The organism is Lunatibacter salilacus (genome assembly GCF_009797935.1).
Lineage (GTDB): Bacteria > Bacteroidota > Bacteroidia > Cytophagales > Cyclobacteriaceae > Lunatibacter > Lunatibacter salilacus.
In genome coordinates this window covers 160,307-186,196 of the sequence record NZ_VOLC01000006.1, presented here as the reverse complement: position 1 = coordinate 186,196, position 25,890 = coordinate 160,307, and the positions used below count along the sequence as shown (strand labels likewise).

The window sequence follows — 25,890 nt, the reverse complement described above, 5'->3', positions numbered from 1 at the left end:
AAATATCGAGGGATTAATGATTTAAGGTTAATGTTTTTTAGACTAATTCTTCAGCTGTTATGTAATTATCATCTTCAAAAACCTGCCATTTGTCGATTTTTTCTACAACTAGGTTTTTGGCCAAATCGAAACGGTGTGCTTCGCTCTCATAAAAGTGCATCATATACCCTGCCGTATTTACAAAGCAAACCAAGTCTCCAACTTCCGGGAATTGGGAAAGAGTTATTTTTCGCTTTAAAATTAATTCTTGTTCCAAACAATAGGCACCTACAAAATAGACCTCACATTCCTCCGTATCCTTTTTTGTTTTCGGGATAAACAGTGGATCTAGTAGAAAGTCAGCACTAGAACTGAACATTTGAGTCCTATTCATTTCTAAACCAATTAGGTTTCGGCCTTCGGCATCCTTTTTACGAAACGCCACCTTTGCAACAGTTATCCCACATTGATCTAAAAGGGATCTACCTGGCTCTATTCTTAGTTCAATATGCTTTTGCTTGAGATGATGAAATAGAGGAAGACCATTTTTCTGACCAGTTATTATCTTTTCAATGAATTTATCTTGGTTAATTTCATTGAAGTATGGGTAGACTTTAGCTTCCCCATAAACCTTATTTTCTAACTGAATAAGCCCTAATGGCTCTTTTCTAAACGTAATTTCTTCGTTGTCAGGACTGAGGGATTCTCTTAGAGCTTGGTGAAATTGATGCCACTCTGAGGAAGAACGCAGATAGTTCATCAATATGCCTCCTCCCATATCAATGAATGAAGTTTTAAATTTGTCTTTCGAGATTAATTTTGCTAAATCAAGTGCCTGTGAAAGTGCCGCTGTTCGATCTTCAATTGAATATCCGGATAAATGAAAATGCAACCCTTTATAATTAAACCTGTTGTACTTACCGGACGGATGTAGATTGTTTCGAAGAAATTGAGGTAATACACTTATATCAAAACCAAATCTCGAATATAATTTTTTGTCATTATGGATAAATCCCCCTATCCTAAAACCCACCGACAATGTATTTTCTTTCTCCTCTAATATTTCCTGCAGCAAATCGCATTCATCTTCATTGTCTAAGACAACCGGGATTTGATGTTCCACAGCATAGGTTAGCAGTTCCCTGTTCTTAACCGCTGCGGTTATGGTAATCCTTTCGGAACTTAATCCAGCTTGAATGCACTCTTTAATCTCATTTAGACTCGCCGTGTCTACTCCAAATCCATATTCCTTTGCTGCCCATACAAAGCATTTGCACTTATTGGCTTTGCGGGCAAAAAACACATTACTGCTCACACCGTATTTGTGGAATATTCGGTTGAACCTTAAATAATTTTGACCAAATGAAATAAGATTATGGATATTTATCGGAGAGCCGTATTTCTCAATCCAACTATGGAGTAATGAACCATGAGATGTTAGGTCTTTAATCCATGGATGAACAATAGGGGTTAATTTGGGAGCTTGTGTTGACATAATTAGTGATGATTTTTTTTGCCCATGGCGTGATGAAATTATTATTAGTACGGGAGAGACTTTCATTGTCCAAAGTCCAACCCTCTGTAGGGGTGCCATTTAGGGTGACACCCTTTAAGTTTAACAGGGCTCCTTCCTTATCTAGTTTGAAGCAGCCCGGACTATAGTTGCCATTTTGATAGGCTCCAATTCTATATTTTTCATGAAGATGTTTGTAGATGGGTGGCTGTGAATTGAAATCGGCCATCTTGGCAATGCGTGCGTTTATCAGAATTTCCCCTTTAATAGGCTTTAACGAATCTTTTGATTTAATGTTGAACATTTGGGTTTTCCTATCAACGTCCAGTTTTGGAGCTGGTCCAATATCAAAGCGAATGATATCCGCCTCCGCAAGCGCATAGATTTTTCGCATGTTCCATATGGGGGGACCATAGCTGACCCGCTGGAATCTCCCGAAATAGATTTGATCTACCTGCTCCTGACTTTTCCCTGACAAGCCTCCGAAATTATAGAGTTTGCGAAAGCCAGGATATATGGCACGCCATACCGCTGACATCTCCTGAGTGGACTGATTCTCAGTGGAAAACCGGTCAGGTGCGATAGATTGCTTTATATATTCTAAAATAGCATTGTGATCAAACTTTGATGTATTTGTTGGCAATAAAAATTTTTCCAGATCGAAGGGTACGAAATCCGGTATTACCGAATGGGCCAAATCCTCCAATTCCTCAAGGCTTGAATCCGCTGACTGCAATAAGCCGTCATATTGGTTCAGATATTTTTTGGCAAATTGATAGCGGTATTCATTTTCAATATTTGGATAGATATCCGCATTAAAGTCCAGCTTATTACCGGATTCTAGTAACTTTTCGACAAAGCTGTCAGTAAAATATTTTAATGGAAGGTTTTCAGATCCCCCTGCTTTACGTGCAAGCATCGGAAGACCCGATCTCGAGAAAGGATATATTGTAGCTGGCTCTAATCCTGAAGGAATATAGGTCATTGAATTTTCTGAAGATTCGAATCTTCCTCCCAGACCCTCAGTCAAGCCTAATACCGCATCCACGAACGTTAATCCCATCCCTTGAATAAGCACGTCTTTTCCGGCAAAATCAATTCTTCTAAAGCGCGTAACTGGATAAATGTGCTCCAAATAAGAGTTATCTGCCGCATCGCTTTTTAGTTTCTTGGACAATTCATCCTGGAAAGAGTAACTGTGGCCAGTACATAGAATGACTTCCGTAAAGGAGTGAAATTCCCTATTTCCCGAAGAAAGGGACAGTACCTCACCATCAATATCCAGGGAAGTTATGGCACCTGGAACCAACTTCACGCTAATTGTATCGGGCAGTGAGGAGATTACCTGACAAAGGCAAAATTGTAAATAGATGCCTGTTAATGCTCTTGAGCAAAAATCTTCCGGATGGGCAACAAGCCCACCCTTTTCCTGATATTTATTTATGAAGTCTAGGAGAGAAACTCTATCCTTCACCAACTGTTCAGGTTCTTCGGTCCAAAAATTAACATTTCCCAAACTGTAATTAATCAACAAATAATCAGGCTGTTCAGGTAAATAATTGGGACCACTTGCGAAGTGTTCATTATTGTTAAAACAAATAATTTCAAGCTTTTCGTCAGGCAAATGCGAATGCCAAAAACTGGCCAGCCGCTCTATGGCGTAAGCCCCTTTCGGCCCGCCCCCGACAATGCCAACTCGAAAACTCGAAGTGGGTTTCATTTCTTTGAACAAGTTTTCTTGAAGAATTTCTTGGTTTCGTCGGTTAATCTTGGAGAACGCCTGTTTGGACCAGATCTTCATGTACGGATTTGTTTATTTTTTCTAAGGTTTTGTTACCATAATTTTTTCGGATCCAATCATCCGAGTAAATGGTATCCAAATAGCGTTCACCCCTGTCGCAGATAATAATGACAGCATTTTGCCCGGGCATTATGCCTGACTTCTTAACGGCCGCTACCAAAGCTCCTGTAGATCCGCCTGCTAAAATGGCTTCGTGCTTCAATAGTTGCTTGCAGCCTGTTATGCTTTCCCATTCTTCAATCATTATTGGCTCTGCCAATATTTCCCTATTCACAAAACTAGAGGGTTTGGATGCGCCAAAACCCGGGATAACTCTTTTTCCCGATTTCCCCCCAAAGATTACACTTCCCTGGGCATCTACCGGAACTACCGAGGTGTTATTATGGTATAGGCTGCAATAATCAGCAAATCCCATCAAAGTACCACAGGTACTTGTAGCGACAAATATATAATCCGGAGCATTTCCCAGTTGGGAAACAATCTCCTTAGCAGTCTGATGATGGGTGAGGGGATTTAAGGGGTTTTCGTACTGCTGGGTCCAAAATGAATTGGGATATTCATCCAACAATTCGTAAACACGGGCTATTCTCTGTTTCAAATAAGAACCTGATTCATCGGCTTCCGTTACAATTTCTACTTTAGCCCCATAAGCATGCAAGAGGTGAAATGTTTGTAGGTTGATATAAGGGTCTACCACCAAATGCAGCTTTAAACCGTGATACATGCATATTTGAGCCAATCCGATACCCATATTCCCGGAGGTACTTTCCAAGATAATTGTATCTCTATCTATCAATCCCATTTTTAATGATTCTTCGATAATGAATTTCGACGTCCGGTCCTTGATGCTACCTGCAGGGTTTAGCATTTCCATTTTACCGTAAATCTCATATTCCGGAAAAAGCTTGGAAAGATGAACCAACGGAGTGTCTCCTATTAATGAGGGGATTCCATTTTTCGTGGAGTTTGATATATTTGAAAACTTCATAAGTGCAAATAGTTAATTTTATAACTAAGGTTGCAAGAAGAATACCAAATGGATTATATTTTATGATCCTATATAAAAAGTCATCTAATATAATTTATTTAGTTTAAATATAACTAAAACTATAAAAATTGTTTTTAAAAAATTAATATCGGGAATAATTTTCCTCAGGAAATACGCTTCATGAGAATTTATTTCCCAATCAAACAACTGGGGGTAATTAGCCCCCAATTATTTCCCCCCCATTAATGTGAATGACTTGGCCAGTGATATAGCTGCTGTCATCTGAGGCCAAAAATACATAGGCTGGCCCGACCTCTGACGGTTGTCCGGCGCGTCCCATTGGTGTTTTTTTTCCAAATTCTTCAATGTCATCGAAAGTGGCTACAATCAATGGAGTCCAGATGGGACCGGGTGCTATTGCATTTACTCGAATTCCCTTTTCGGCGAGATTTGCGGCCAATGAACGTGTAAAGGAAACGATTGCCCCTTTCGTACTAGCGTAATCTAACAAATGTTCACTTCCTCTATATGCCGTTACCGACGTGGTGTTTATGATCGTGTCACCCTTTTTCATTTGTGGCAGCACCTCTTTCACCAAATAAAAGAAAGAGTAAATGTTAGTCTCAAATGTTTCCTCAAGTTGTTTCTTACTGATTTCGGTTATTGAATCTTTTGGATGTTGAACTGCCGCATTGTTTACAAGCACATTTATACTCCCAAATTCCTCCAAGGTTTCTTTAACTGCTAATTTGCAAAAAGATTCTTTTCGAAGATCTCCTTTTATTAAAAGGCAAGATGCTTTTTCTTTTTCAACCATGGATTTGGTTTCTAATGCGTCAGATTCTTCACTTAGATAAACTATCGCAACATTTGCTCCTTCTCTAGCCATGTGTACGGCTGCACTTCTTCCGATCCCACTATCTCCGCCTGAAATTAACACAGTTTTGCCGTTTAGTTTTCCCCCTCCTTTGTAGGATTTCCGGATGACTTCCGGCTCTGGATTCATCTTACTCTCTTTGCCGGGCAAGTCCTGACTTTGTGCTGGAAATTTTGTTGATTTGGTCATAATGTAACAATAAAGCCCATTCTGTGTGTCGCAAACAGAATGGGCGGTGAAGTAGGTTTATTTTAATACAGGATAGAATAGGTCAGATGAGCTCTTCGCGGTCCCAGTGCCTATGTTTACTTAAGGATCTAAGAAAACCTTCTGTTGTTGTATCAATATAAAGTTCCTCAGCACTTTTCAATTCATTTTTACAACAAGGGAATCCCATTTCTTCTATGAAAGTCTTGCTATCACTCAGGACAAGTATAGGTTTGCAATGGTTAAAGGCATCCATGACGAATTCTTTAACTTTACCATTGTTGAGGATTTCTTTACCCGACCTGCTTTCATCGCCGATTATAACTGCATCATAAAGGACCGAAGCGGTATTGAATAAAGTTTCGTCCACCTTCACTTCATGTCCTTCCCGGCTTTTGAGACTTCCTAGTTGGGAGGAAACTACCTTTAATTTTGAACCCGCTTCCTCCAATTGATTTGATATGGATTTCAATTTTTCAGCGGTATGGTTTCCAATGGAGATAAAGGCAATTTTCCTGGATTTGGATGCGTTTTTCACATTTTTTATAATGCTTAAGGCATCGTCAGATTTGGTTTTGGGGTCTCTTACTTCCGAAGCGTAATGAGACTCATCCGCACCAGCCGGTTTACTTTCATTCACAGGGGCTACCCGGTTTTCAGGTACGCGTATGCCAAGCACTTTTGCTACTTCCTGGGCCATTTTCAAGTCAATGTTGGTCAGTTGATTGACTGTATTTTCCCGAATATGGGGTCTTTCAACCTTGGAAAGCTCAAACTGTAGGGCATTGATAATGTGTTGTTGTTCCGTTTTGGTTTGGCTATTGTAAAACAATCTTGCCTGACTGAAGTGATCCATAAAGGATTTTGATCTATTCCTGATTTTTTTGGCATCGATTCGTTCTTCATGGCTGTGAAACCCGCCGTCCTTCATCATTGCCTGAAAAGGGCAACCTCCGTCGATTGTATTTGGATGGTAGCTAACTGCACCCTTGTTTATCTGCATGCGCATGTGGGCATCCCTTTGGTTATTTCGTATAGGGTTAATAGACCGATTAATGGGGATCTCATGAAAATTTGGACTGCCTAGACGGCTCAATTGGGTGTCCGTGTAACTGAAAAGTCTCCCCTGTAATAACGGATCGTTCGTGAAATCGATACCTGGAATAAGATGTCCGGGATGGAAGGCTACTTGTTCCGTTTCCGCAAAAAAATTATCAGGATTTCTGTTCAGCGTCATTGTCCCCACTAAATGTACGGGAACCTCAGATTCCGGGATTAATTTGGTAGCATCCAATATGTCAAAATCAAATTTATGTTCATCTTCCTCCGCTATCAACTGTACACCAAGTTCCCATTCAGGGAAATCTCCTGATTCGATGGCATTCCACAAATCCCTTTTGTGAAAGTCTGAATCTTTTCCGGAAATTTTTTGAGCCTCATCCCAAACTACAGAGTGAACGCCGAGCTTTGGCTTCCAGTGAAATTTAACAAATGTAGACTGGTTATTTTCGTTGATAAATCGAAACGTATGTACGCCAAAACCTTCCATCATCCGAAGACTCCTTGGAATACCCCGATCGCTCATGGCCCACATTATCATATGCATACTTTCAGGCATAAGCGAAATAAAGTCCCAGAAAGTATCGTGTGCCGATGCTGCCTGTGGGATTTCATTATGGGGTTCTGGTTTCACTGCATGAACCAAGTCCGGAAAATTCATGGCATCTTGGATAAAAAATACGGGAATATTATTTCCCACCAGATCGTAGTTGCCTTCCTCAGTATAAAATTTAACCGAAAAACCACGTACATCCCGGGCTAAGTCGGTGCTGCCTTTAGAACCAGCAACAGTAGAGAACCTCACAAAGACAGGAACTTCCTTTCCGACTTCTGAAAACAATTTCGCCTTGGTATATTTATTTAGCGATTCATGGAGCTTAAAAACTCCATGCGCACCTGAACCTCTTGCATGCACAATCCGCTCAGGGATACGCTCATGATCAAAATGTGTAATTTTTTCTCTTAAGATGAAATCCTCCAAAAGTGAGGGTCCCCGATCCCCCGCCTTCAAGCTATTGTGATCATCGTTAATTTTCAGACCCTGATCCGTAGTCATTGCCGACTCTTCGTGTTTCAGGATGTTTTTTTCCAGATCTCTTAATTTAGGGTTTTCTGATTGTGGTGTTTCTTCCATGGTTTTTTTATTTTTTGGGTAAAAGAAATAGAGCTCAGTTCTGGGACTGTGATAAGATTTTTGAAAATCAAACTCTTATTTTAGATTAGAACTAATAAAACTGGCAATACTATCAACTTGCAATGCACATTCCAAAAAGTGGAATTATAACTTTTCATGATGGAAAAATCACAAATCCTCTAAAAAATAAGTAGAAGGCAGAAAAGCTCTATTCTTCCAGCAATTTCAAGAGTAATTTTTCAGAAGCGGAAAGCCCAGTTGGGGATTTGCTTTCCCGAAATGGGTTTTTTAAGGGTATTTCACCCGCTTCCATTTTGGAAAGGATCAGAGGATGTACGTAATATCCTTTGCAAATGGTCGGGGTGTTGCCTAGTTCTTTTGATACAAGCTGGATGAGTGTTGGTTCTAACTTTTTCCTAGGGGAGGCTGCTTGGATTTTCATTGCCACGGGTAATAATTCGACAGCCAGACGGCTACCCACCCAAGTTCTGAAATCCTTGCAGGAAAATGTATTGCCAATTATTTCCTGGATATATTCCTGCACATCTTGGCTGTCCAAGCTCTGTGTTCTGCCATTTTCGTCCAAGTATTTGAATAATTCATAACCCGGTATTTGGGAAACTTTCTTGATATACCTCGCTAATGTTTGATCTTCAATGGAGATTTCCCGTTCCTTATTGCTTTTCCCCTTATATTTTAACACTAACCGGCTTCCTTCGATCTGTAGATGTTTTCTTCGTAGGGTAGAAAGGCCGTAGGTCTGATTGGTCTTTTCATAGATTTTATTTCCAATCCGAATACCAGTCTCGTCCAATATCTCCACCATTAAGGCAAGTACCTTTTCCTTCATCCACGTTTTTTTCCGCAAATCTGTCGCAACTTGTTTCCGGAGGTTAGGAAGTTTTTTGCCGAAGTTTGCCATCCGGAAGAACTTTTCTTCCTGCCGGTGCCTTTCCCATTCTGTATGGTAAATGTATTGTTTCCTCCCCTTTAAATCCCTTCCGGTTGCCTGAATATGACCATTTTCAAATTTGCATACGTTCACTTCTGTCCACATCGGTGGTATAACCAAAGCGTTAATTCTGTTCAATACTTTTTTAGACGTCAATTTTTCGCCTTTTTCATCTAGGTAAATAAAACCCCTCCCTCTTTTTTTCCGCTGAAGGCACATGGATTCATCGCCGATGTGAAGAATTAACGGGTTCACCTTGACAAGATTAAACCTCCGTAGGAGGGTATGTCTACCATGATAGAATGTGGCAATCCGTCTACGCCTTCCATACTATTTATTTCAGACAATTCTACCTGGGCAAATACTTCATCGTACCCTTTCCAACCACTGTTAAAAACCACCTTCCAGTTGCCTTCATAAGGCAATCCTATTCGATATCCTTTTTTAGTTTCGTATGCAAAATTGAGAATCACGATGACCGGATTCTGTACATCGTCCTGATGGCACCTGGAATACGCCAATACTAATCCTTCGTCATTGTGGTGAAACAATTCGGTATGTTGGCCATTTAGTCCTCTTGTTAATCCATCTTTGGATTTTCGCAGATTTACCAGGTCTCTATACATAGTCACTATCCCGTCAAAATTCTCTACCCTGCTCCAATCAAGAGGTATTTCATCATTGAAATATTCATAGCTCAAGAACTCCTGACCCTGAAAAAGCATCGGTATGGCAGGTGCTGTAAGTAATGTCAGTGCACCCAAGGTGGATTTCTTTTTGGCAAATTCGCCTTCCGCTTCTCCGGGTTGGATCTCATCAGGCAAGCGGGAGAAATCTTGGGAAACCTCATCATGGGACTCACCAAATATCACCCGCTGGAATACGTCATTATTGAAATTTCTAAACAAAACGTCCACTAGAGACTGAAGATTTATATTCCGATCTTCCTGTTCAGTTAATATTTTTTTAATTGTGTGGGCAAAACCGTTACCCCACTGGCAATGAAATCCCAATCCTCCATTTTCAACCGTCTCTGTTACCGTCCTGTTAGTTTTAAGATCTTCGGCCATCATTATCTTATAAGGGAATTTTTCCCGGATCTCTCCGTTTAGCTCCCGCAGAAATGCTCCACCTTCTACCAATTCATCACTATCATCACCATTTTCATGATCCAATAGTCTGATTATAGCGGTGGCGTCCAACCGTAATCCGTCGCATTGGTAATCTTCCAACCACATTATCGCATTATCACGAAGGTAGTTCCTGACCTCGGGTCTTCCATAATCTGGTCTCGTATCCCCCCAAGGAGTTTTTGCCTTATAATCATTAAAAAAATAAATGCCTCCCATTCCGTTTTCTTCCCAACCGTCAAACTGCCAGAGATCCATGTCGCTTGGACCAAAATGGTTGTATACCACATCCAACATTACGGCGATTCCCCTGATATGCGCCTCATAAATAAAATGCATCATCCCCTCCGGACCGCCGTACGATGTCTCCACTGCAAAGGGATGGGAAGGATTGTAACCCCAAGAATTGTCTCCGGGAAATTCTGAAACCGGCATTAACTCGATTACATTTATTCCCAAATCCCGTAGATAATCCAGTTTTTCGGCAGCCGAATAAAAAGTCCCCACTTTACCATCTTCCACCCCCTCCCTGTTAAATGTGCCCACATGAAGTTCATACACGATCCATTCATTCAGTGGGGCAGGTTTGAATTCATGATCTTTCCAATCCTTCCTCAGATTAACGATAACCGCATTTCCATCACTGTGTATCATTTTTTTTGCATACGGATCAGTTTTATGCAGCACCTTCTCATGATTGTGTATAACAAACTTATATTCGTCCCCGGGTTTGGCATCCGTCGAATGACAACTCCAATATCCGTTATCTTCATGGGCCATAGGGCAATTTTCTTCATTCCAATCATTAAAGCTTCCCATCACGAATAAACGCTCCGCATTAGGTGCCCATACTCGAAATGTGATGCCCTCAGGAGTAACTACTGCTCCCATCCCGGGATATTTCGATGTTTCCATATACTTGTAAAAATTTGTTTGAATAGTTTAACTAAAATTTTCCGCCTTATGTCGATTTTCCCGGGCCTGTCAAAATATGATAGAAGACCCATGAATTTGATTAACTCAGTGCGTTGGCAAAGGCCGTGCTTAGAAATGAAGGGCCCGTAAATCATTGATTAAAGATGAATAGGATACATCGGTTGGTCTGACGGAAATTGAGTGTTCCCCTTCGGTTTGGATGTGGGAGAGGTCTGCAACTCCACCGTTTTCGTTATTGTTGGAAATAGAATTATTGTCACAGGATATCATTATCAAAAAGGCTGCACCCACAAACATAATTTTATTCGTTTTCATATCGTAGTTTTTTAATCAATACTTAATATCCCATTAACAATTGTTTTACCAAATTGAAAAACTTTTTGAAATTATCATTTTTAGACATTAAAATAGGACTAATGTTTTATTATTCAGGCTGTTTTTTAGAATTTAATTTTTTTCACTTAAACATTTTAACATGCCATTTTTCCTCAAATGCGGAATTATTTTTCCCAATCAAACAGGGTGAACAAGTAAGAATAAATAGGCCTTGTGTAGCTGAAATCGCCTTGAAAACATTGATAATCTAGGCTAACCATAAGAATGGACTAGTTTAAAAGTACCGCAATTTTGATACATTCCCTAATTAGTTGCCGTTATCTACGATTATTTTTTGGTATAAATTTAGCTATTCTTCAACATGGGAATTTCTCCCGTAAAATATACATTTAGTGACTTATGAGATCAATTTGGAATGGTTCAATTAGTTTTGGTTTAGTTACGATTCCGATCAAAATGTATTCTGCCTCAGAGGACAGGCGATTGTCGTTGGACATGTTGGATAGTCATGACCATGCTAGAATCAGGTACAAACGCATAAATGAAGATACAGGCAAAGAAGTAGAATGGAAAGATATCGTGAAAGGGTATAAAAAGGGGGATAATTACATTATACTTGAAGAAGAAGATTTTGAACAGGCCAATGTTGTAAAAAGTAAAACTCTTGAAATTGAGGCTTTTGTAAACCAAGATGAAGTAGCGGATGTCCTTTTCAAAAAGCCTTACTTTTTAGAACCTCAAAAGGAAGGAGGGAAATCGTATAATTTACTAAGGGATGCCTTGAAGAAAACGAAAAAACTTGGATTAGCAACGTTCGTGATGCGTCAAAAAGAAAACCTGAGTCTGATTGGTGTTTATAATGACATCTTGGTATTAAATGTAATTCGCTTTTCCGATGAAATTAGAGATGGTGCAGAACTGAAATTACCGAAAACGAAGGTTTCTAAAAAAGAGGTAGATATGGCACTTTCGCTGATAGAACAGTATACGGAGAAGTTCGATTTTGGCAAGTACAAGGATATATATAATGACCAGCTGATGAAAATTATAGAATCCAAAACAAGTGGAAAGAAGTTGGAGAAGACAAAATTCGATAGAGAAACCACCCCCGCGAAAGACCTAATGGCTCAACTTAAAGCCAGTCTGGAGAAAAAGAAAAAAGCTTCCTAATGGCACTTGATAAATATGCTGATAAACGGGATTTTTCAAAAACACCTGAACCTTCCGGTTCAGATTTAGAAATACCAACCGCCAAGTCCAGGTTTGTAATTCAGCGGCATAAGGCTCGGAGGTTGCACTATGACTTGAGATTGGAAATGGAAGGAGTCCTTAAAAGCTGGGCGGTCCCCAAGGGTCCTTCCATGAACCCCAAGGATAAAAGGCTTTCCATTCATACGGAGGATCACCCTATAGAATATTTGAAATTTGAAGGGATCATTCCCAAGGGAAATTACGGTGCGGGAAGTATGGCGATATGGGATGAAGGAACATTTAGATTGGCACCAGGAAGCAAGGGGGATTTGTCGGATCAATATAGTAGGGGAGACTTAAAGCTTGAATTTTTTGGCACCAAACTACTTGGGAATTTTGCCTTGGTGCATACAAGGGGAGGGGAAAAAAATGACCAATGGCTTTTGATCAAAAAGGAAGATGAATTTGCAACAGGACTTGCCTATGATGCCGAAGAATGGCTAGAAACCAAAGATGAAAGCTCAACCAGATCTTCAGGCCTGGATATCCGTCGGATGGTTAGCCCAATGCTAGCAGGAAAGACAACCTCTATTTTTAGCAAAGCAGGATGGATTTTTGAAATCAAATGGGATGGGTATAGAATTTTAGCAAATATTCACAATGGGAAAGCTGAAATTTACTCCCGGAATGGAATATCCTATAACCAACACTTCCGATCCCTCCACCAAAACTTAAGCGGCATACCACACGATGTTGTGTTGGACGGAGAGGTAGTAATCGTGGACGAAGAAGGTAAGCCGGATTTTCAAAAGCTCCAGCACTATGCGGAGACAGGAGAGGGAGAGTTAAGGTATTATGTGTTTGACATGCTTTTCCTGAACGGGCACGACATAACCCATTTACCGTTATTGGAAAGAAAAAGCCTGATTAAAGAAGTAATAGAAGGTATACCGCTTGTTTATTATTGTGACCATATCGAGAGTCTGGGAAATGCGTTTTATGAACAGGCAGTCTCTTCCGGCCTGGAAGGAGTAATGGCAAAAAAAGCTGATTCGACTTATGATATTGGCCGAAGAACGGAAAACTGGTTAAAAATTAAGTCTGTTGAAAGTCAAGAGGCTTTGATAGCAGGATATACGGAATCAGATGGTAGGCATTTTGGATCTTTAATTTTAGCTGTTTACGAGAGCGGTAAATTGGCCTATGTGGGAAACTGTGGCACTGGATTCGATGATCAGACGCAGAAGGAACTGTGGGAAAAGTTTCAACCTCTCAAAAGAGACAAATCCCCTTTTGACGAAAAAATTAACCTCAAAGGCAGAAAACCCCATTGGTTGGAGCCTCTGCTTATAGTGGAGGTAAAGTTTGCCAATTGGACAAAAAGTGGCATGATGCGACATCCCTCTTTCAAAGGGATAAGAACTGACAAGCTAGCTAGGGAAATACATCCGGTAGAATCGGTGGAATCAGCCTCAGGTAGTAAAAATAAACATTCCAAATCAGAAATTCTTGAGATAGATGGGTTTGAAGTGCCTATATCTAACCTTGATAAAGTGTATTGGCCAGATTCAGGCATTACCAAATTTCAACTGCTGGATTATTATCTTTCCATTTCGGAATATATATTACCTTTCCTGAAGGACAGACCCCAAAATATGCACCGCCATCCGGATGGAATTGACGCTCCCAGTTTTTACCACAAAGATACAGCCGGCATATTTCCGCCTTGGATAGAAACTGTCCAAATTTATTCTTCTTCGTCGGAAAAGGATATTGAATACCTTATCTGCCAACATGAAGCTACCCTTCTATATATGGCAAATTTGGGCTGTATTGAAATTAACCCGTGGAATTCCAGAATTGAATCTCTTGAAAACCCCGATTACGGTATTATTGATTTGGATCCATCCCCGAAAACTACTTTTGAGGAGGTAATCGAAGTAGCGCAAATGGCTTATGAAATTCTTCAAAAAGGTAAAATAGATGCCTATTGCAAAACCTCCGGCTCCAAAGGGTTACATATTTATGTGCCTTTTTCAGCGAAGTATGCGTATGAAGACGTTAGGGATTTTATCAAGGTACTTTGTTATTTGGTAGAGGAGAAACTTCCCGCGCTGTGCACCATGGAAAGAACAATAGATAAGCGGGGAGGGAAAATATACCTCGATTACCTACAGAACAGAAAAGGGCAAACTTTGGCGGCACCATACTGTGTCCGGCCGAAGCCAGGCGCTACCGTTTCAGCTCCTTTGGAATGGAAGGAAGTAAAAGCGGGACTTGATATGAGGGACTTCACTATCTTTACCATGCCAGAACGGATAAAAGCCATGCCGAACCTATTTCTGGGAGTACTTGGTGACGGGATTAAAATAGAAGAGGCATTGGAAAATTTGATGCCTTTGAAGGATGAATAAAAACCTTCCAGGTTTCACCAGTTTACTTGAACAATTAACTGTTGTTACCAAAACCTTGAAAGTTTGCAGGCTTTAGGTGAAATAAAAAAAGCCCCCAAAAATCAAAACAGAATTTTTGGAGGCAAAAGTTGGGTGGTTAATCAATTCATTAATTATTTCCCTTCATCTAAAGTAGTCAATGGTGGAACATTGTTGTCATAACCGGAATACCCTTTATTTTGGTTAATGATTCCCTGCGTGTTCGTATTGATCGCATTGGCGGGGATTGGCCATAATACATGGTATGGACTCATGGTGTAGGTATCACCGTGACGGGTGAATACACCTTTATTGTAATAGTCTGTCACTTCCATAATCCGGTCGTAATAGAAATTATTTTCCGAGAATGTGGACATATTATAGGTTTTGCCATTATAGGCTGGAATACCTGTTTTGGCATAGATAAAAGCAATCCGAGTCAATTCCGTATTTCTAGGTTCCTCATAGTACAACTCTCGGGCTCTTTCATCCAGTACTGTCGCTAAAGTAACTTCTTCCGGCCCATAAGGAGCGGCACCAGCACGGGTTCTGATTGCATTGATATCAGCGGCAGCGGCCGCCGCGTTTCCTTTCCACATATGGGCTTCCGCCCGCAAAAGGTAAGTTTCAGCCAGCCGGAAGATGTACCAGTCACTGTGTCCACCGCCTGGTCGAATATTTTGTGGCTGTGGCACAAATACTTTGTAATGAGGCCATGAAAACCAGCTTCTTATGGAATCAACTACCAGAACCTGTCCGGCGTCATTTCTAAACTGAAGTGGCTTACCATAATAGTCATCCGTGCCTTTAAGAGCTGGATTATTGTATACCAGATCTTCCATATTCATCCAGTTGCCCGGTGCGTGGCGCAAGTCGTCATCATCATCCCAGATCATACTTTGATGGTACCATGTGCCACGCATTCTCCCAATGCCCCTTCCGTAGTTGGTCACCTGATCAAATTCAATTCCCGGCTGATCTATTGTTCCACGGTTTCCATTCGGGGTATTTATATTTGTATGCCAAAAAGGAAGAGCTTGTCGCATGGATTGCATACCACCTGAATTACCCTCTGTTTCGATACGGTCCATCACCATCAAAATCCCTTCCCTGTTGATTCCTAAAGATTTATTTTCGGGACGGTGCAAATCCCAAATGATATTACGGGTAGGGTCATTGGCTACAGAGCCGAAACGTTCTGTCATTAGCGCATGTGTCCCTCCGTCAATCAATCGATTGGCAGATGCAATGGCATCGTCAAATTCCCCCAATGCCAAATTAACTTTAGTTAACAAATGCTGAAGTGCTCCCTTTGGAACTTGACCTCGGTCCATAACGTCAGGAATCCACTCTTCCCCCCATTCCAAATCGGACTTCATTTTACGAAGAATGACTTCCCGGTCAGTAGTGAAGAAATCCAACCGGGGTTCCGTGATTTCATAAAGGATTAGGGGTACATCGCCAAATTGATTGGTAAGGCGATAGTATCTCATGGCCCTATGGAAATAGGCGGTTGCCAAGATATGGTTCCTCTCTCCCTCGTTGGCATAGTCGGTTGGTTCATCGATACGGGAAATAACCGTATTCGCATATCTTATACCTCTGTATCCTTCATACCAATACCAACCTATACGATTAAAATCAGTGCTGTTTAGGTTAGCATCCGGAGTTATCAGTAAATTAAGATCCTGTGCGGGCCCTGACTTGTCGGTGGTACCTTCTATGGCTACTTCCGAAAATATATGTTCGGTAAGTATCGGAGGTCCATCGCCAGTATATTCGTGCCTCATATTTCTTTCGCAGGCTACGAGGGCTCCCCAAAGCCCGCTGGCTGCATTATAGGTGTTTTCCGGAGCATAAAAGGACAAAGGTTTAGGCTGGAGCCATTCGTCATCACATGAGGGAGTGAAGAGCAAGACAGCCAAGCCAAGCATCCAATGCAGTATTGATGATTGTTTTATATGATTTTTCATTTTTTCTTCTTTTTGGTTTCCAACAATTACAGGGTCAAATCCAAACCTATAGTAAATAGGCGCGGAGTTGGTGCGGCAGTTTCAGGATCCCAGAAGTTGAACTCTGGGGCAAAAAAGCCCACGTTTCTGACATTGCCATAAATCCGGACATTTTGCATACTAAGCCGCTCTGCAATTTGCTTTGGCATTGAATACGCAAATGAGATATTTTCAAACCTAATAAATGAACGCATTCTGTAGACGTTAAGCGGACTGGCACCTCCTTGACTGGAGTATAGTCTCGCCCATTCGTTATTTGGATTCTCCTCTGTCCAATAAGGCAAAATGTGGGAATTGGAACGGTCCAAAAATCCCTGCCGGTTTTGCAGCTGATTGAATGTTCCCATATGCCCCCAATAAGCATACATCATAAAGGAAATATCAAAATTATTGTACAGCTTAAATTCATTTCTTAAGCTCCAGCGGGACCTTGGTTGGCTGTACCCCAAATACTGTCTATCATCATTTGTAAATACCCCGTCGTTGTTGACATCTTCCACTTTGAAATCGCCGGGTTTCACCCCATAGTCAGCAGCCTGTTCGGCTTCATCCGATTGCCATATTCCCAGAGCCTTATAATCCCAAATCTGATCAATGGGCCTTCCGATGAACCAACGGTTTCTTATATCGTCCAATTCGTTGCCATCTTTATCCAAATCACCGTAAAGACGTAAGATCTTATTTCGGTTCATCTGAAAATTCAAATTGGACCGCCATGTAAAGTTAGCCCGCTGCATATTCAAGCTATTGAGGGATACTTCAACTCCTCTGTTTTGTATTTCGCCCAAATTGGAAGACACAAAATTAAAACCTAAAATATCCGGTAAGCTTCTTTCTACAAGAAGATCGGTGGTATTCATCTGGTATATTTCTATTGATCCGTCAATTACATTTTTGAACATGGAGAAATCAAGCCCTAAATTGACGGAAGCAGTCCTTTCCCATTGCAGATTCTGGTTTGCCATTCTGTTGACATATAATTGGCTGACAAAATATAGCTGACCGGCTGGTCGCTGGTAAAAGTATTTGCCAGTCGCTAGATCCGATAATGCTGCATACCGACCTATATCCCGGTTACCATTGCTACCCCAGGAGGCTCTCAACTTCCCGAAATCCAACCAAGGAATATTTACAAAGTCCTCATCAGTAAACATCCACGCAAAAGCAGCCGATGTAAATGTAGCTCTGGGGTTACTTTGACCGAACGCTGAATACCCGTCTCTTCGAACTGACACAGTGGTGACGTATTTGTCATTGAAGGAATAAATTAACCTTCCCATCAAGGCATCAGCGGTATGATACTGGTCATTGCTTGAGATGATGGGATTGATTCCTGCTCCAATATTATGAAAACCCAATCTGTCATGCGGCTCAAAGCCCGTATTGGTCATCGTGTTGTCCCAGCTTTGAAATTTTTCTGCATTGGCCAAAAAGGTTACGTCGAAGTTATGGATGTCATTGATGCTTTTATTCCAGCTAAGAATATTGTCCACTTGCCAAAAGTATACCTTGCGTTGTTGCCTGCTTGCACGACCTCCCATATTTTCGAAATCCTGGTGACCCGCCATCTCATGATTATATCGCTCGTAAAACTCATATCTAGGTGTGAAGTTAGTTCGGAATTTAATACCAAAAGGGAGTTTTATTGCGGCAAATAGGGTAGAGTTTATGGTAGTTTCTCTTTGAAGCCTATCAGTAAAACTTGGAGTATAATAAGGGTGTCTTCCCCCGCTCACTTCTTCATTAGGCATAAATCGAAGACTACCGTCTTCTAGGAAAGGTTCCGCCCAAGGTGAAAGGTTTGTCAGGTTTCCCCATGCTACCGGAACCTGGCTTTCGTCCCTGTCAGCGAACTGCGTGTTCATGCCTACAGTCAGCCATTTGTTTACATTTCCTTCAATATTAAACCGACTTCGGATAGTGGTGAATTTGTCTCCCACGATCAAGCCGTCATTATCCAAGTACCCCATCGACCAGTAATACTGAAAGTCCTCGCTTCTGCCGGAGAGGCTAACTGTATGGTCCTGCCGCAAGCCGTTCTGAAACATCATGCTGTACCAGTCTGTGGTTTGGCCCCTTTTATAATTTTCGATTTCAAGTGGCTGCATGTTTAAGCGCTGAAGCCAAACAGTTTCGGGATCACCTTCGGAACCGTCGTAGGATAACCAGGTGTCCATAGATATGTCTGATGGTAATGTGCTGGGATTGGAAAACCGATATGGCTCAAAACCACCTGCGTTGATACTTTCCATCACATCCTCTCTCCAAGAAAGAAACCCAGGGCCGTCATAAACTGGCTCATGTTTGGCCATTCCCTGAGTTCCCCAGTTGGTGTTTATTTTAATAACAGGCTTACCCAGTTTACCTCTTTTTGTATTTACAAGGACCACCCCATTGGCGGCCTTTGCTCCGAATACAGCCGCAGAGCTGGCATCTTTTAATACATCTATCGTTTCAATATCATTGGGATTTATATCTGCAAGTTGACCGTAGTAAATTGCACCATCTAAAACGATAAGCGGGCTTCCTCCTGCATTTAGAGAAGTTCTTCCCCGTACTTCGAGACCACCCCCACCTTTTGCAGAAGTATTAAGTCCTACATTGAGTCCAGCGATGTTTCCGCGAAGTACATCTTGTACTGAATTTGGGTTTTCATTTTCCAATCGGGTAGCTGTCACAGAGGATACGGCACCGGTAATATCACGCTTTCTTGCCGTTCCATAACCGATTACGACAACCTCTTCTAGGGAAGCCATATCGGTCATCAGTGTAATGTTAATCTCACTTCGGTTTCCTACCTGGATGACTTGGGTGACAAACCCTATATAGGAGAATGTAAGTTCTGAATCTTCGGGTATTGTGAGGGAATACCGTCCGTCAATATCGGTGGCAGTGCCTACACCAGTTCCGGCAATAAAAACAGTGACACCTGGTATGCCCTCTCCCGATTCTTCGGTGACGACTCCGGTAACGGTGATTTCAGCTACATCCGGAGATAATTTAGAAGAGCTTCCTTCCTTAATTAGACTTGGGGTATTGCTGCCTTGAACGTAATGTGGAATACTGAGATACAGGATGGCTAAAAACAACCAAGCCCAACTCTGATTTTTTAATTGAATGGGTATCATTCTTTTCATAATTTTTGAGTTTAAACTGTTAATTGATATTATCACGAATTACTTTTCCCCTTTATTTTCCCATAGGCTATTGTTTAAATTAATTGATCCTCAAAACAAATTTTGTTTTAAAAAATCTAATATTAGACATTGGTAATTTATAATGCAACCGATTTCATTAAAATTAAAATTGACTAATTTTTACGTAGAAGAATACTTATATTCCTATTGCCTGGTGTGTAAAATTAAATTTGCTGGCTTGTGAGACTTTATCCTACCAGCGATTTTTTTTAAATTGAAAAATTGCCTTTAGTCTAAAAAAAGAATTTTAAATTCGAAGGAGTGGTGTCGAATTTTTAAATATTTAAAAAAAGGTAGTTAAATTAATTTTATTCAATTTACATTAAATATTAAATATAACATAAATAATATGAAATAATAGGTAGTTTTTGGGTTTTAAAATTAACTTGACCATCAATAATAGCTAAAAATCATTTCGTCAGAATCAAAAAATTCTACAGCAGTGGAAGCATTCTTTATTTAACAAAAAGATAAACTAAAAAATGGATTTATTATACGGGTATTGTTTGAAAATTTTTTACATTTGGAAATAAAATGATGCAAGATGGATGCCTCGTAAAATTTTCTTGTAAGCAACAAACAATCTCAAACTGCTTATAAAAATTTTAAGTTTTATTTAAATAATATTTGGATATTTAGTAATTAAAGTATTGATATCTATTTAAAAACAAAAAACTCAATTAAATATTTTGATTAATTAAAAATAAATAAAATAACCCAAAATCTAAAAAAACTGATCTAGCGAATTATTTTTTTTAAAAATAAACTCTAATTCCCAAGCAATCAGCATATTTCCAAATCGACTTATTGTACCACGAACGATTAAAGCAGAGGGAATCCTTCTACTCCAAATTACCCTAAAAAGTCGCATATGTAATAACCTATCCCTCTCAATGCCTGCAAGTAATCTTCTTGCTACTACTGTCAGTTGAATAATTCAGTCTGCCAAGTATTTAAAGTCAATTATTATCATTACAAAAACCTAAAAAAATGAAAAAAGGATTACAAAATGTATTCTTGAAATCAACGAAGGGAATGCTCTACGGAGTTTGCCTTTCAGGTGCTTTCACGTTTACTGCCTCGGCTGTTTCCACGGACCGAGTCGAACGCTTACTCGTTAATTCAGAGGTGAGCGACAAAGTAAATGTCGTCGTTTCAGGTGTCGTTACAGACCCAGCGGGAGATCCCATGCCGGGTGCAACCATTTCTGTGCAGGGAACTACTCAGGGAACAGTAACTGACATAGACGGTAGATATTCCATTAATGTTGCTGAAAGTGCTACTTTGGTTATTTCCTTTATCGGATACGAAACCCAAATGATCCGGGTTGGAAACCAGACGGTAATTAATGTCACGCTAAAGGAAGATTCATCTTCTCTTGAGGAGGTAGTCATTATTGGATACGGTACCCAGAGAAAATCCGATCTTACCGGATCGGTAGGGTCTGTAAGTTCTGCAGAACTTAGTGAGAGACCTGCACCATCACTTAACCAAGCTCTGGCAGGTAGGGTAGCGGGTGTGCAGGTAAACACCAACTCAGGTCGTCCAGGAGGACGAACAAACGTTCGGATCCGTGGATTTAGCTCCATCAACTCTTCCAACAACCCCTTGTATGTGGTAGATGGGGTAATGCTTCCCATGGGTACCATGGACCAAGCCAGTAACCCTATCGATTACATCAACCCCAACGATATCGTGTCTGTGGAAGTATTGAAAGATGCTTCATCCACCGCAATCTACGGTTCAAGAGGTGCAAATGGTGTTATCTTGGTTACCACCAAAAAAGGAAAAGCGGGTGAAGGAACCCTGACTTACAATGTGGACATGAGTGTAAACACTATAGGTCCCAACAGACCGGAGGTTTTGAACGCTGCGGAATATATGATGGTTGAAGACTTGGCATGGAGAAATATGGAAAAATATGATCCGGTCGGATGGAATGACGGCAGATGGGCATACCTTAACCCTGCCCTTCGTCGTACTGACCCCAGAGTATTCGATAGTCAGGGCAACCCCTTACATGACACAAACTGGCTGGAAGAAACTACTCAAAATAAAATTTCACAAAACCATCAGTTAGGGTTTACTGGTGGCAATGAAAGAACCACTTATTCTCTTTCATTAGGATACCGGGATGATCAGGGGTTGTTGAAGACTTCCTATTTAACCCGATACGCCACTCGATTTACCATTGAAGACAAGGTAAAATCATGGTTGACCGTTGGAGGTACCCTCAGCTACAACACACAGGAAGAAAATTTGGTGGATGTAAGTGATGCAGTTCCACGTCAGATTGTGGAAGATTTCCCATTTTTGCCTGTCAGATATGATGACGGAGTATTTGCCAACAACAGGGACTATCCTTTTGCTGAAGGTACTATGAGTTCCATGCACCGGCTTTACGGACGTAGGTATATTCTTAATACACAAACGACTTTGGGTAGTGCATACTCCAATATCAAGTTTGCCGAAGGGTTGGAAATGCGGACTGTTCTTGGCGTCAATATCATGACCCAGGAAAACAGTCAATCAAGTACACGGACCTTGGCTATCGCCCAAAACGGTACGGCATCAAAAAGCATGATGAGAGATAGCTTTTGGTCGTTGGAAAATTACCTGACCTATAATAAAGTGTTTGCAGACCGACATTCCTTTACTGGATTATTGGGTATCTCCTGGCAGGAAAATACGTTCACCTCCATGAGTGCCAGTATACAGAACTTCGCCACGGATTTCTTTACCTTCGATAACTTGGGAGCTGGTTCCCAGTTGCCCCGGGTAGGTTCAAGCGCGAATAGACATGCACTCAACTCATATTTTGCCAGAATAAACTACAGCTTGGATGGTAAGTATTTGTTTACAGCAACAGGTAGAGCCGATGGCGCGTCCAAATTCGGTGAAAATAACAAATATGCCTTTTTCCCTTCCACAGCTTTGGCATGGAGACTTTCTGAGGAAGGATTTCTGAAAGGTAATGCTACAATTTCAAATTTGAAATTGAGAGCCAGCTATGGTCTTACCGGCAACTCTGAAATTCCCCCTTACGCTTCCCTTGCTTTGCTTAGTTCCAATTACTCTGCGATTTACAATGAAACGCAGGTAGGAGGGACAGGTCTTAACCGACTAGCCAATCCTAATCTTAGATGGGAAAAAACAGCACAAAGTGATATTGGATTAGAGTTGGGATTATTCCAAAACAGAGTGTCCGTTGAATTGGATTTTTATTACAGAAAGACTACAGACATGTTATTGGATTCTCCAGTTCCGAGAACCAGCGGATACGCCACTATCCGAAGCAACGTAGGCTCCATGGAGAATAAAGGGATTGAGTTTACCATTAATACCGTCAATGTAGAAAAGGGTGACTTCACTTGGAATACATCTTTTAACCTTTCGGCAAACAGAAACAAGGTATTGTCCTTAGCTACGCCTGCGGATATTTTCGGAGTGGGTGGGCCCAATTTCACCAACCAGACAAATATCATTCGTGTAGGAGAACCTGTAGGTTCATTCTGGGGTCTAGTTCGATTGGGTACTTGGAGTGAGGCTGAAAGAAGTGAAGCTGCCGAATACGTAAGTTATAGAAACGGGTTAACCATACTTCCCGGTGATATTAAGTACCTGGATATAAATGGAGACAAAGCTATCAATGATTCCGATAGGCAGATCATAGGAAACGGAAACCCAAATATGTGGGGAGCCATGAACAATAATGTTACGTTTAAAAATTGGGATTTGACACTTGAACTACAGTATATGTATGGAAATGACCTGTTGGACATGAACTTGCATCCAAGTGAAGATAGACAAGCCCTTGCAAACAGCTATCGTACCGTTTTAAACGCATGGACTCCTACCAATCAAAATACAATGGTTGCGGAAATTAGAGATACTAGGGCGGGTTACGTTACGAATGTTGATTCCCACTGGGTAAAAGATGCATCCTTTTTAAGGGGAAGAAACGTACTTCTTGGATATACATTCCCCTCCGAAGTGGCTAACCGGGTTAAGTTAAGCAGATTGAGGGTATATACTACTGTTCAAAATTTCTTCTTACTGACTGGCAGCGACATTATCGGTGATCCGGAAGTGGCTCCGATTCGTGGAGGAAATGCGCAGAATGCCTTTTCCCAAGGTATGAATTGGCATGCTTATCCCAAGCCTACAACCTATATGCTAGGCCTGCAGGTAACTCTTTAATCCTTCGGTAATAACCTAAAATGATAACATAGATGAAATTTAATATAAAACGAAAAGCTCTTTCCTTCCTTTCCCTAGGGTTGGCGCTTCTTACCTTTAATACTGGATGTGCGGATTTCCTCAGCGAGGAGGACCCATCCAACTTGACACCGGAGTCATTTTATACCATTCCGGATCATGCAGAAGCTGCACTTGCGTCAGTTTACGCGGACATGCGATTTTATGGAGGTGATGGAGGTATTTTCTCTTCTACGTGGCAGCTTATGGAGGCTACTACTGGTACTTCAACAACGGAGACGGCTCAGAATTCCGACTTAAACAACTTATATGGGTTGATTTATGACGGCAGGACGCAACACGTGATTAACTGGTGGAATGGTCTCTATAGGGTAATTGCACAAGCAAATTTGGTATTGGACAGAGTTCCTGCGATCACACCTATGGACGAGAACCAAAAGCGAAAAATCTTGGGAGAGGCGCGATTTCTTAGAGCTTGGGCTTATTTCTACGCTGTACGGCTCTGGGGAAATGTTCCGTTGATTACAGCTCCACAAACGGCAAGCTCAGAAGACTTTAGGCCTTCTCCAGCTCCACAGCAGCAAATCTACGACTTGATTGTTGAAGACTTGCTGGCAGCCGAAAGTGCAGGCTTGCCTTGGATGGACCAAAGTGGACGTGTTTCTCAGGCCGCTGTCAAGGCCCAGTTGGCTAAAGTCTACCTGACTATGGCAGGTTTCCCCCTTAACCTTGGCACACAGTACTATACCCTAGCTGCAAACAAATCGCTAGAAGTAATCGAGTATGCCAACGGAAACCCCGGCTCTATCAATCTGTTCCCCGAATATGGAGACTTGCACGATGAGACAAACGGTAACCGATTGGAACATTTGTTCATGATTCAATACAATGTGATTGTAGCAGGCAATCCCATGAATAATATGTTCCCTAACTTTAAGCCTGTTACGTTCCAGGGACCAGGGGGTACAGGAAGTACCGTTCCTACCATTGCATTCTATGAATCCTTTGAAGAGGGGGATAAGAGAGCGGTAAACCAGGAGGGCTTCTTTTACACGTCTTATTATACCAATGGAAGCGGCGAACCGTTTGATCTGGGTGCTCCCTACATTTTCAAACATTTTAACAGAGCTGCTTTGGGTACGGCTGGGGTTCCCGGCAACCGGGCGAATAACCTCAATGTGCCGTTGATTCGATTCGCTGAGGTGTTATTAATGTATGCAGAGGCTCAAAACGAAGTAGGCGGACCCAATGCGTTGGCTCATGAAGGCCTTAAGAGGATCCGTGACCGGGCAGAACTTGAGACACCTGCCTTGGGTGAATTTACAACGGATTCCTTTAGGGAAGCTGTATGGAAAGAAAGATGGCATGAGCTCTGCTACGAGCAGATTACATGGTTTGACATGCTGCGTTTGCGGAAGGCATATAATGAGTTGACAGACGGTTTCGATGATTTCGTGGGCCACGTCAACTTAAGCTCCAATCAGACGCTCCGAAACATGCATTTATTGATGCCTTATCCGCTTCCTGAAATGCAAAACAATCCGAACTTGACTCCTCAAAATCCTGATTATCCCTAATCGGTAATTGTGGATCAGGTATTAAAAAATCCCGGTAGAAGTTTTCTGCCGGGATTTTTTTTGTTAAGATAAAATTTTCATGCACAATTAATTTTTGGTCTTGAATTTTCACCTTTGTTAACTGCATTGTTAAAATTATTGGAAGGGAAGCTATCCCTGTCAAAAACCGTCCACTCCGGATCTTTTTTTCGGAGATACTTTTCTTCATATTTCTTTCTAAGCTCTTTTCTCTTCGATGATGGAGGTATTACATCGTAACCTGAATTGCAAATTCCTTTTGATAGGGAGGTGTGTTTGCAAACTACACCTAGCGGGGGTCAGACTACGGGTAGCTGGGAGATGATTAAGCT

14 protein-coding genes are annotated in these 25,890 nt (G+C 41.2%); 4 read left to right on the top strand and 10 right to left on the bottom strand.

The genetic code is table 11. The annotated features are described in order from the left end of the window. Positions 1-37: 37 nt before the first annotated feature. From FQ608_RS10270 to FQ608_RS10235, 8 genes are all read right to left on the bottom strand, one after another. A complete protein-coding gene (locus FQ608_RS10270; protein WP_158858103.1) occupies positions 38-1,540 on the bottom strand; it encodes a type III PLP-dependent enzyme domain-containing protein in 1,503 nt (500 codons plus the stop codon). Next, positions 1,425-3,293 (bottom strand): FAD/NAD(P)-binding protein, encoded by a 1,869-nt coding sequence (locus FQ608_RS10265; RefSeq protein WP_158858101.1) that lies wholly within the window; start codon positions 3,291-3,293, stop codon positions 1,425-1,427. The genes FQ608_RS10270 and FQ608_RS10265 overlap by 116 nt, the downstream gene beginning before the upstream one ends. After that, positions 3,256-4,281, bottom strand: a complete 1,026-nt coding sequence (gene sbnA, locus FQ608_RS10260) for a 2,3-diaminopropionate biosynthesis protein SbnA (RefSeq protein ID WP_158858099.1) — start codon at positions 4,279-4,281, stop codon at positions 3,256-3,258. The genes FQ608_RS10265 and sbnA overlap by 38 nt, the downstream gene beginning before the upstream one ends. Before the next feature lie 217 nt (positions 4,282-4,498). Continuing rightward, the gene (locus tag FQ608_RS10255; protein ID WP_158858097.1) at positions 4,499-5,347 is read right to left on the bottom strand and encodes an SDR family oxidoreductase; all 849 of its coding nucleotides are present in this window, start codon (positions 5,345-5,347) and stop codon (positions 4,499-4,501) included. A gap of 82 nt (positions 5,348-5,429) precedes the next feature. After that, complete coding sequence (locus FQ608_RS10250) at positions 5,430-7,559, bottom strand: catalase (RefSeq protein ID WP_158858095.1); 2,130 nt, start codon at positions 7,557-7,559, stop codon at positions 5,430-5,432. Positions 7,560-7,767: 208 nt separating this feature from the next. Next, a complete protein-coding gene (locus FQ608_RS10245; protein ID WP_234364158.1) occupies positions 7,768-8,766 on the bottom strand; it encodes a DNA topoisomerase IB in 999 nt (332 codons plus the stop codon). Then, entirely contained in the window at positions 8,763-10,556 is a 1,794-nt protein-coding gene (locus tag FQ608_RS10240; RefSeq protein WP_158858093.1) for an alpha-amylase family glycosyl hydrolase, read from the bottom strand. Before FQ608_RS10240 ends, FQ608_RS10245 begins: the two co-directional genes overlap by 4 nt. Positions 10,557-10,685: 129 nt before the next feature. Further along, positions 10,686-10,892, bottom strand: a complete 207-nt coding sequence (locus FQ608_RS10235; protein WP_158858091.1) for a hypothetical protein — start codon at positions 10,890-10,892, stop codon at positions 10,686-10,688. Positions 10,893-11,312: 420 nt separating this feature from the next. Between FQ608_RS10235 and ku the strand changes: the two genes are divergently transcribed. Together ku and ligD are read left to right on the top strand one after the other, a co-directional pair. Beyond that, a complete protein-coding gene (ku, locus tag FQ608_RS10230) occupies positions 11,313-12,083 on the top strand; it encodes a non-homologous end joining protein Ku (protein WP_158858089.1) in 771 nt (256 codons plus the stop codon). Beyond that, positions 12,083-14,518 carry a DNA ligase D gene (ligD, locus tag FQ608_RS10225; protein WP_158858087.1) on the top strand — a complete coding sequence of 812 codons (2,436 nt, stop codon included), beginning with the start codon at positions 12,083-12,085 and terminating at the stop codon, positions 14,516-14,518. Before ku ends, ligD begins: the two co-directional genes overlap by 1 nt. Before the next feature lie 152 nt (positions 14,519-14,670). On the opposite strand, the gene FQ608_RS10220 is transcribed toward ligD, so the two are convergent. Together FQ608_RS10220 and FQ608_RS10215 are read right to left on the bottom strand one after the other, a co-directional pair. Beyond that, complete coding sequence (locus tag FQ608_RS10220; RefSeq protein ID WP_158858085.1) at positions 14,671-16,509, bottom strand: RagB/SusD family nutrient uptake outer membrane protein; 1,839 nt, start codon at positions 16,507-16,509, stop codon at positions 14,671-14,673. Positions 16,510-16,535: 26 nt separating this feature from the next. Beyond that, positions 16,536-19,685, bottom strand: a complete 3,150-nt coding sequence (locus FQ608_RS10215) for a SusC/RagA family TonB-linked outer membrane protein (RefSeq protein WP_158858083.1) — start codon at positions 19,683-19,685, stop codon at positions 16,536-16,538. Positions 19,686-20,735: 1,050 nt separating this feature from the next. Between FQ608_RS10215 and FQ608_RS10210 the strand changes: the two genes are divergently transcribed. Both FQ608_RS10210 and FQ608_RS10205 read left to right on the top strand, forming a co-directional pair. Beyond that, a complete protein-coding gene (locus FQ608_RS10210) occupies positions 20,736-23,945 on the top strand; it encodes a SusC/RagA family TonB-linked outer membrane protein (protein ID WP_158858081.1) in 3,210 nt (1,069 codons plus the stop codon). Between the two features lie 32 nt (positions 23,946-23,977). Further along, the gene (locus tag FQ608_RS10205; protein ID WP_158858079.1) at positions 23,978-25,540 is read left to right on the top strand and encodes a RagB/SusD family nutrient uptake outer membrane protein; all 1,563 of its coding nucleotides are present in this window, start codon (positions 23,978-23,980) and stop codon (positions 25,538-25,540) included. Positions 25,541-25,890 lie beyond the last annotated feature (350 nt).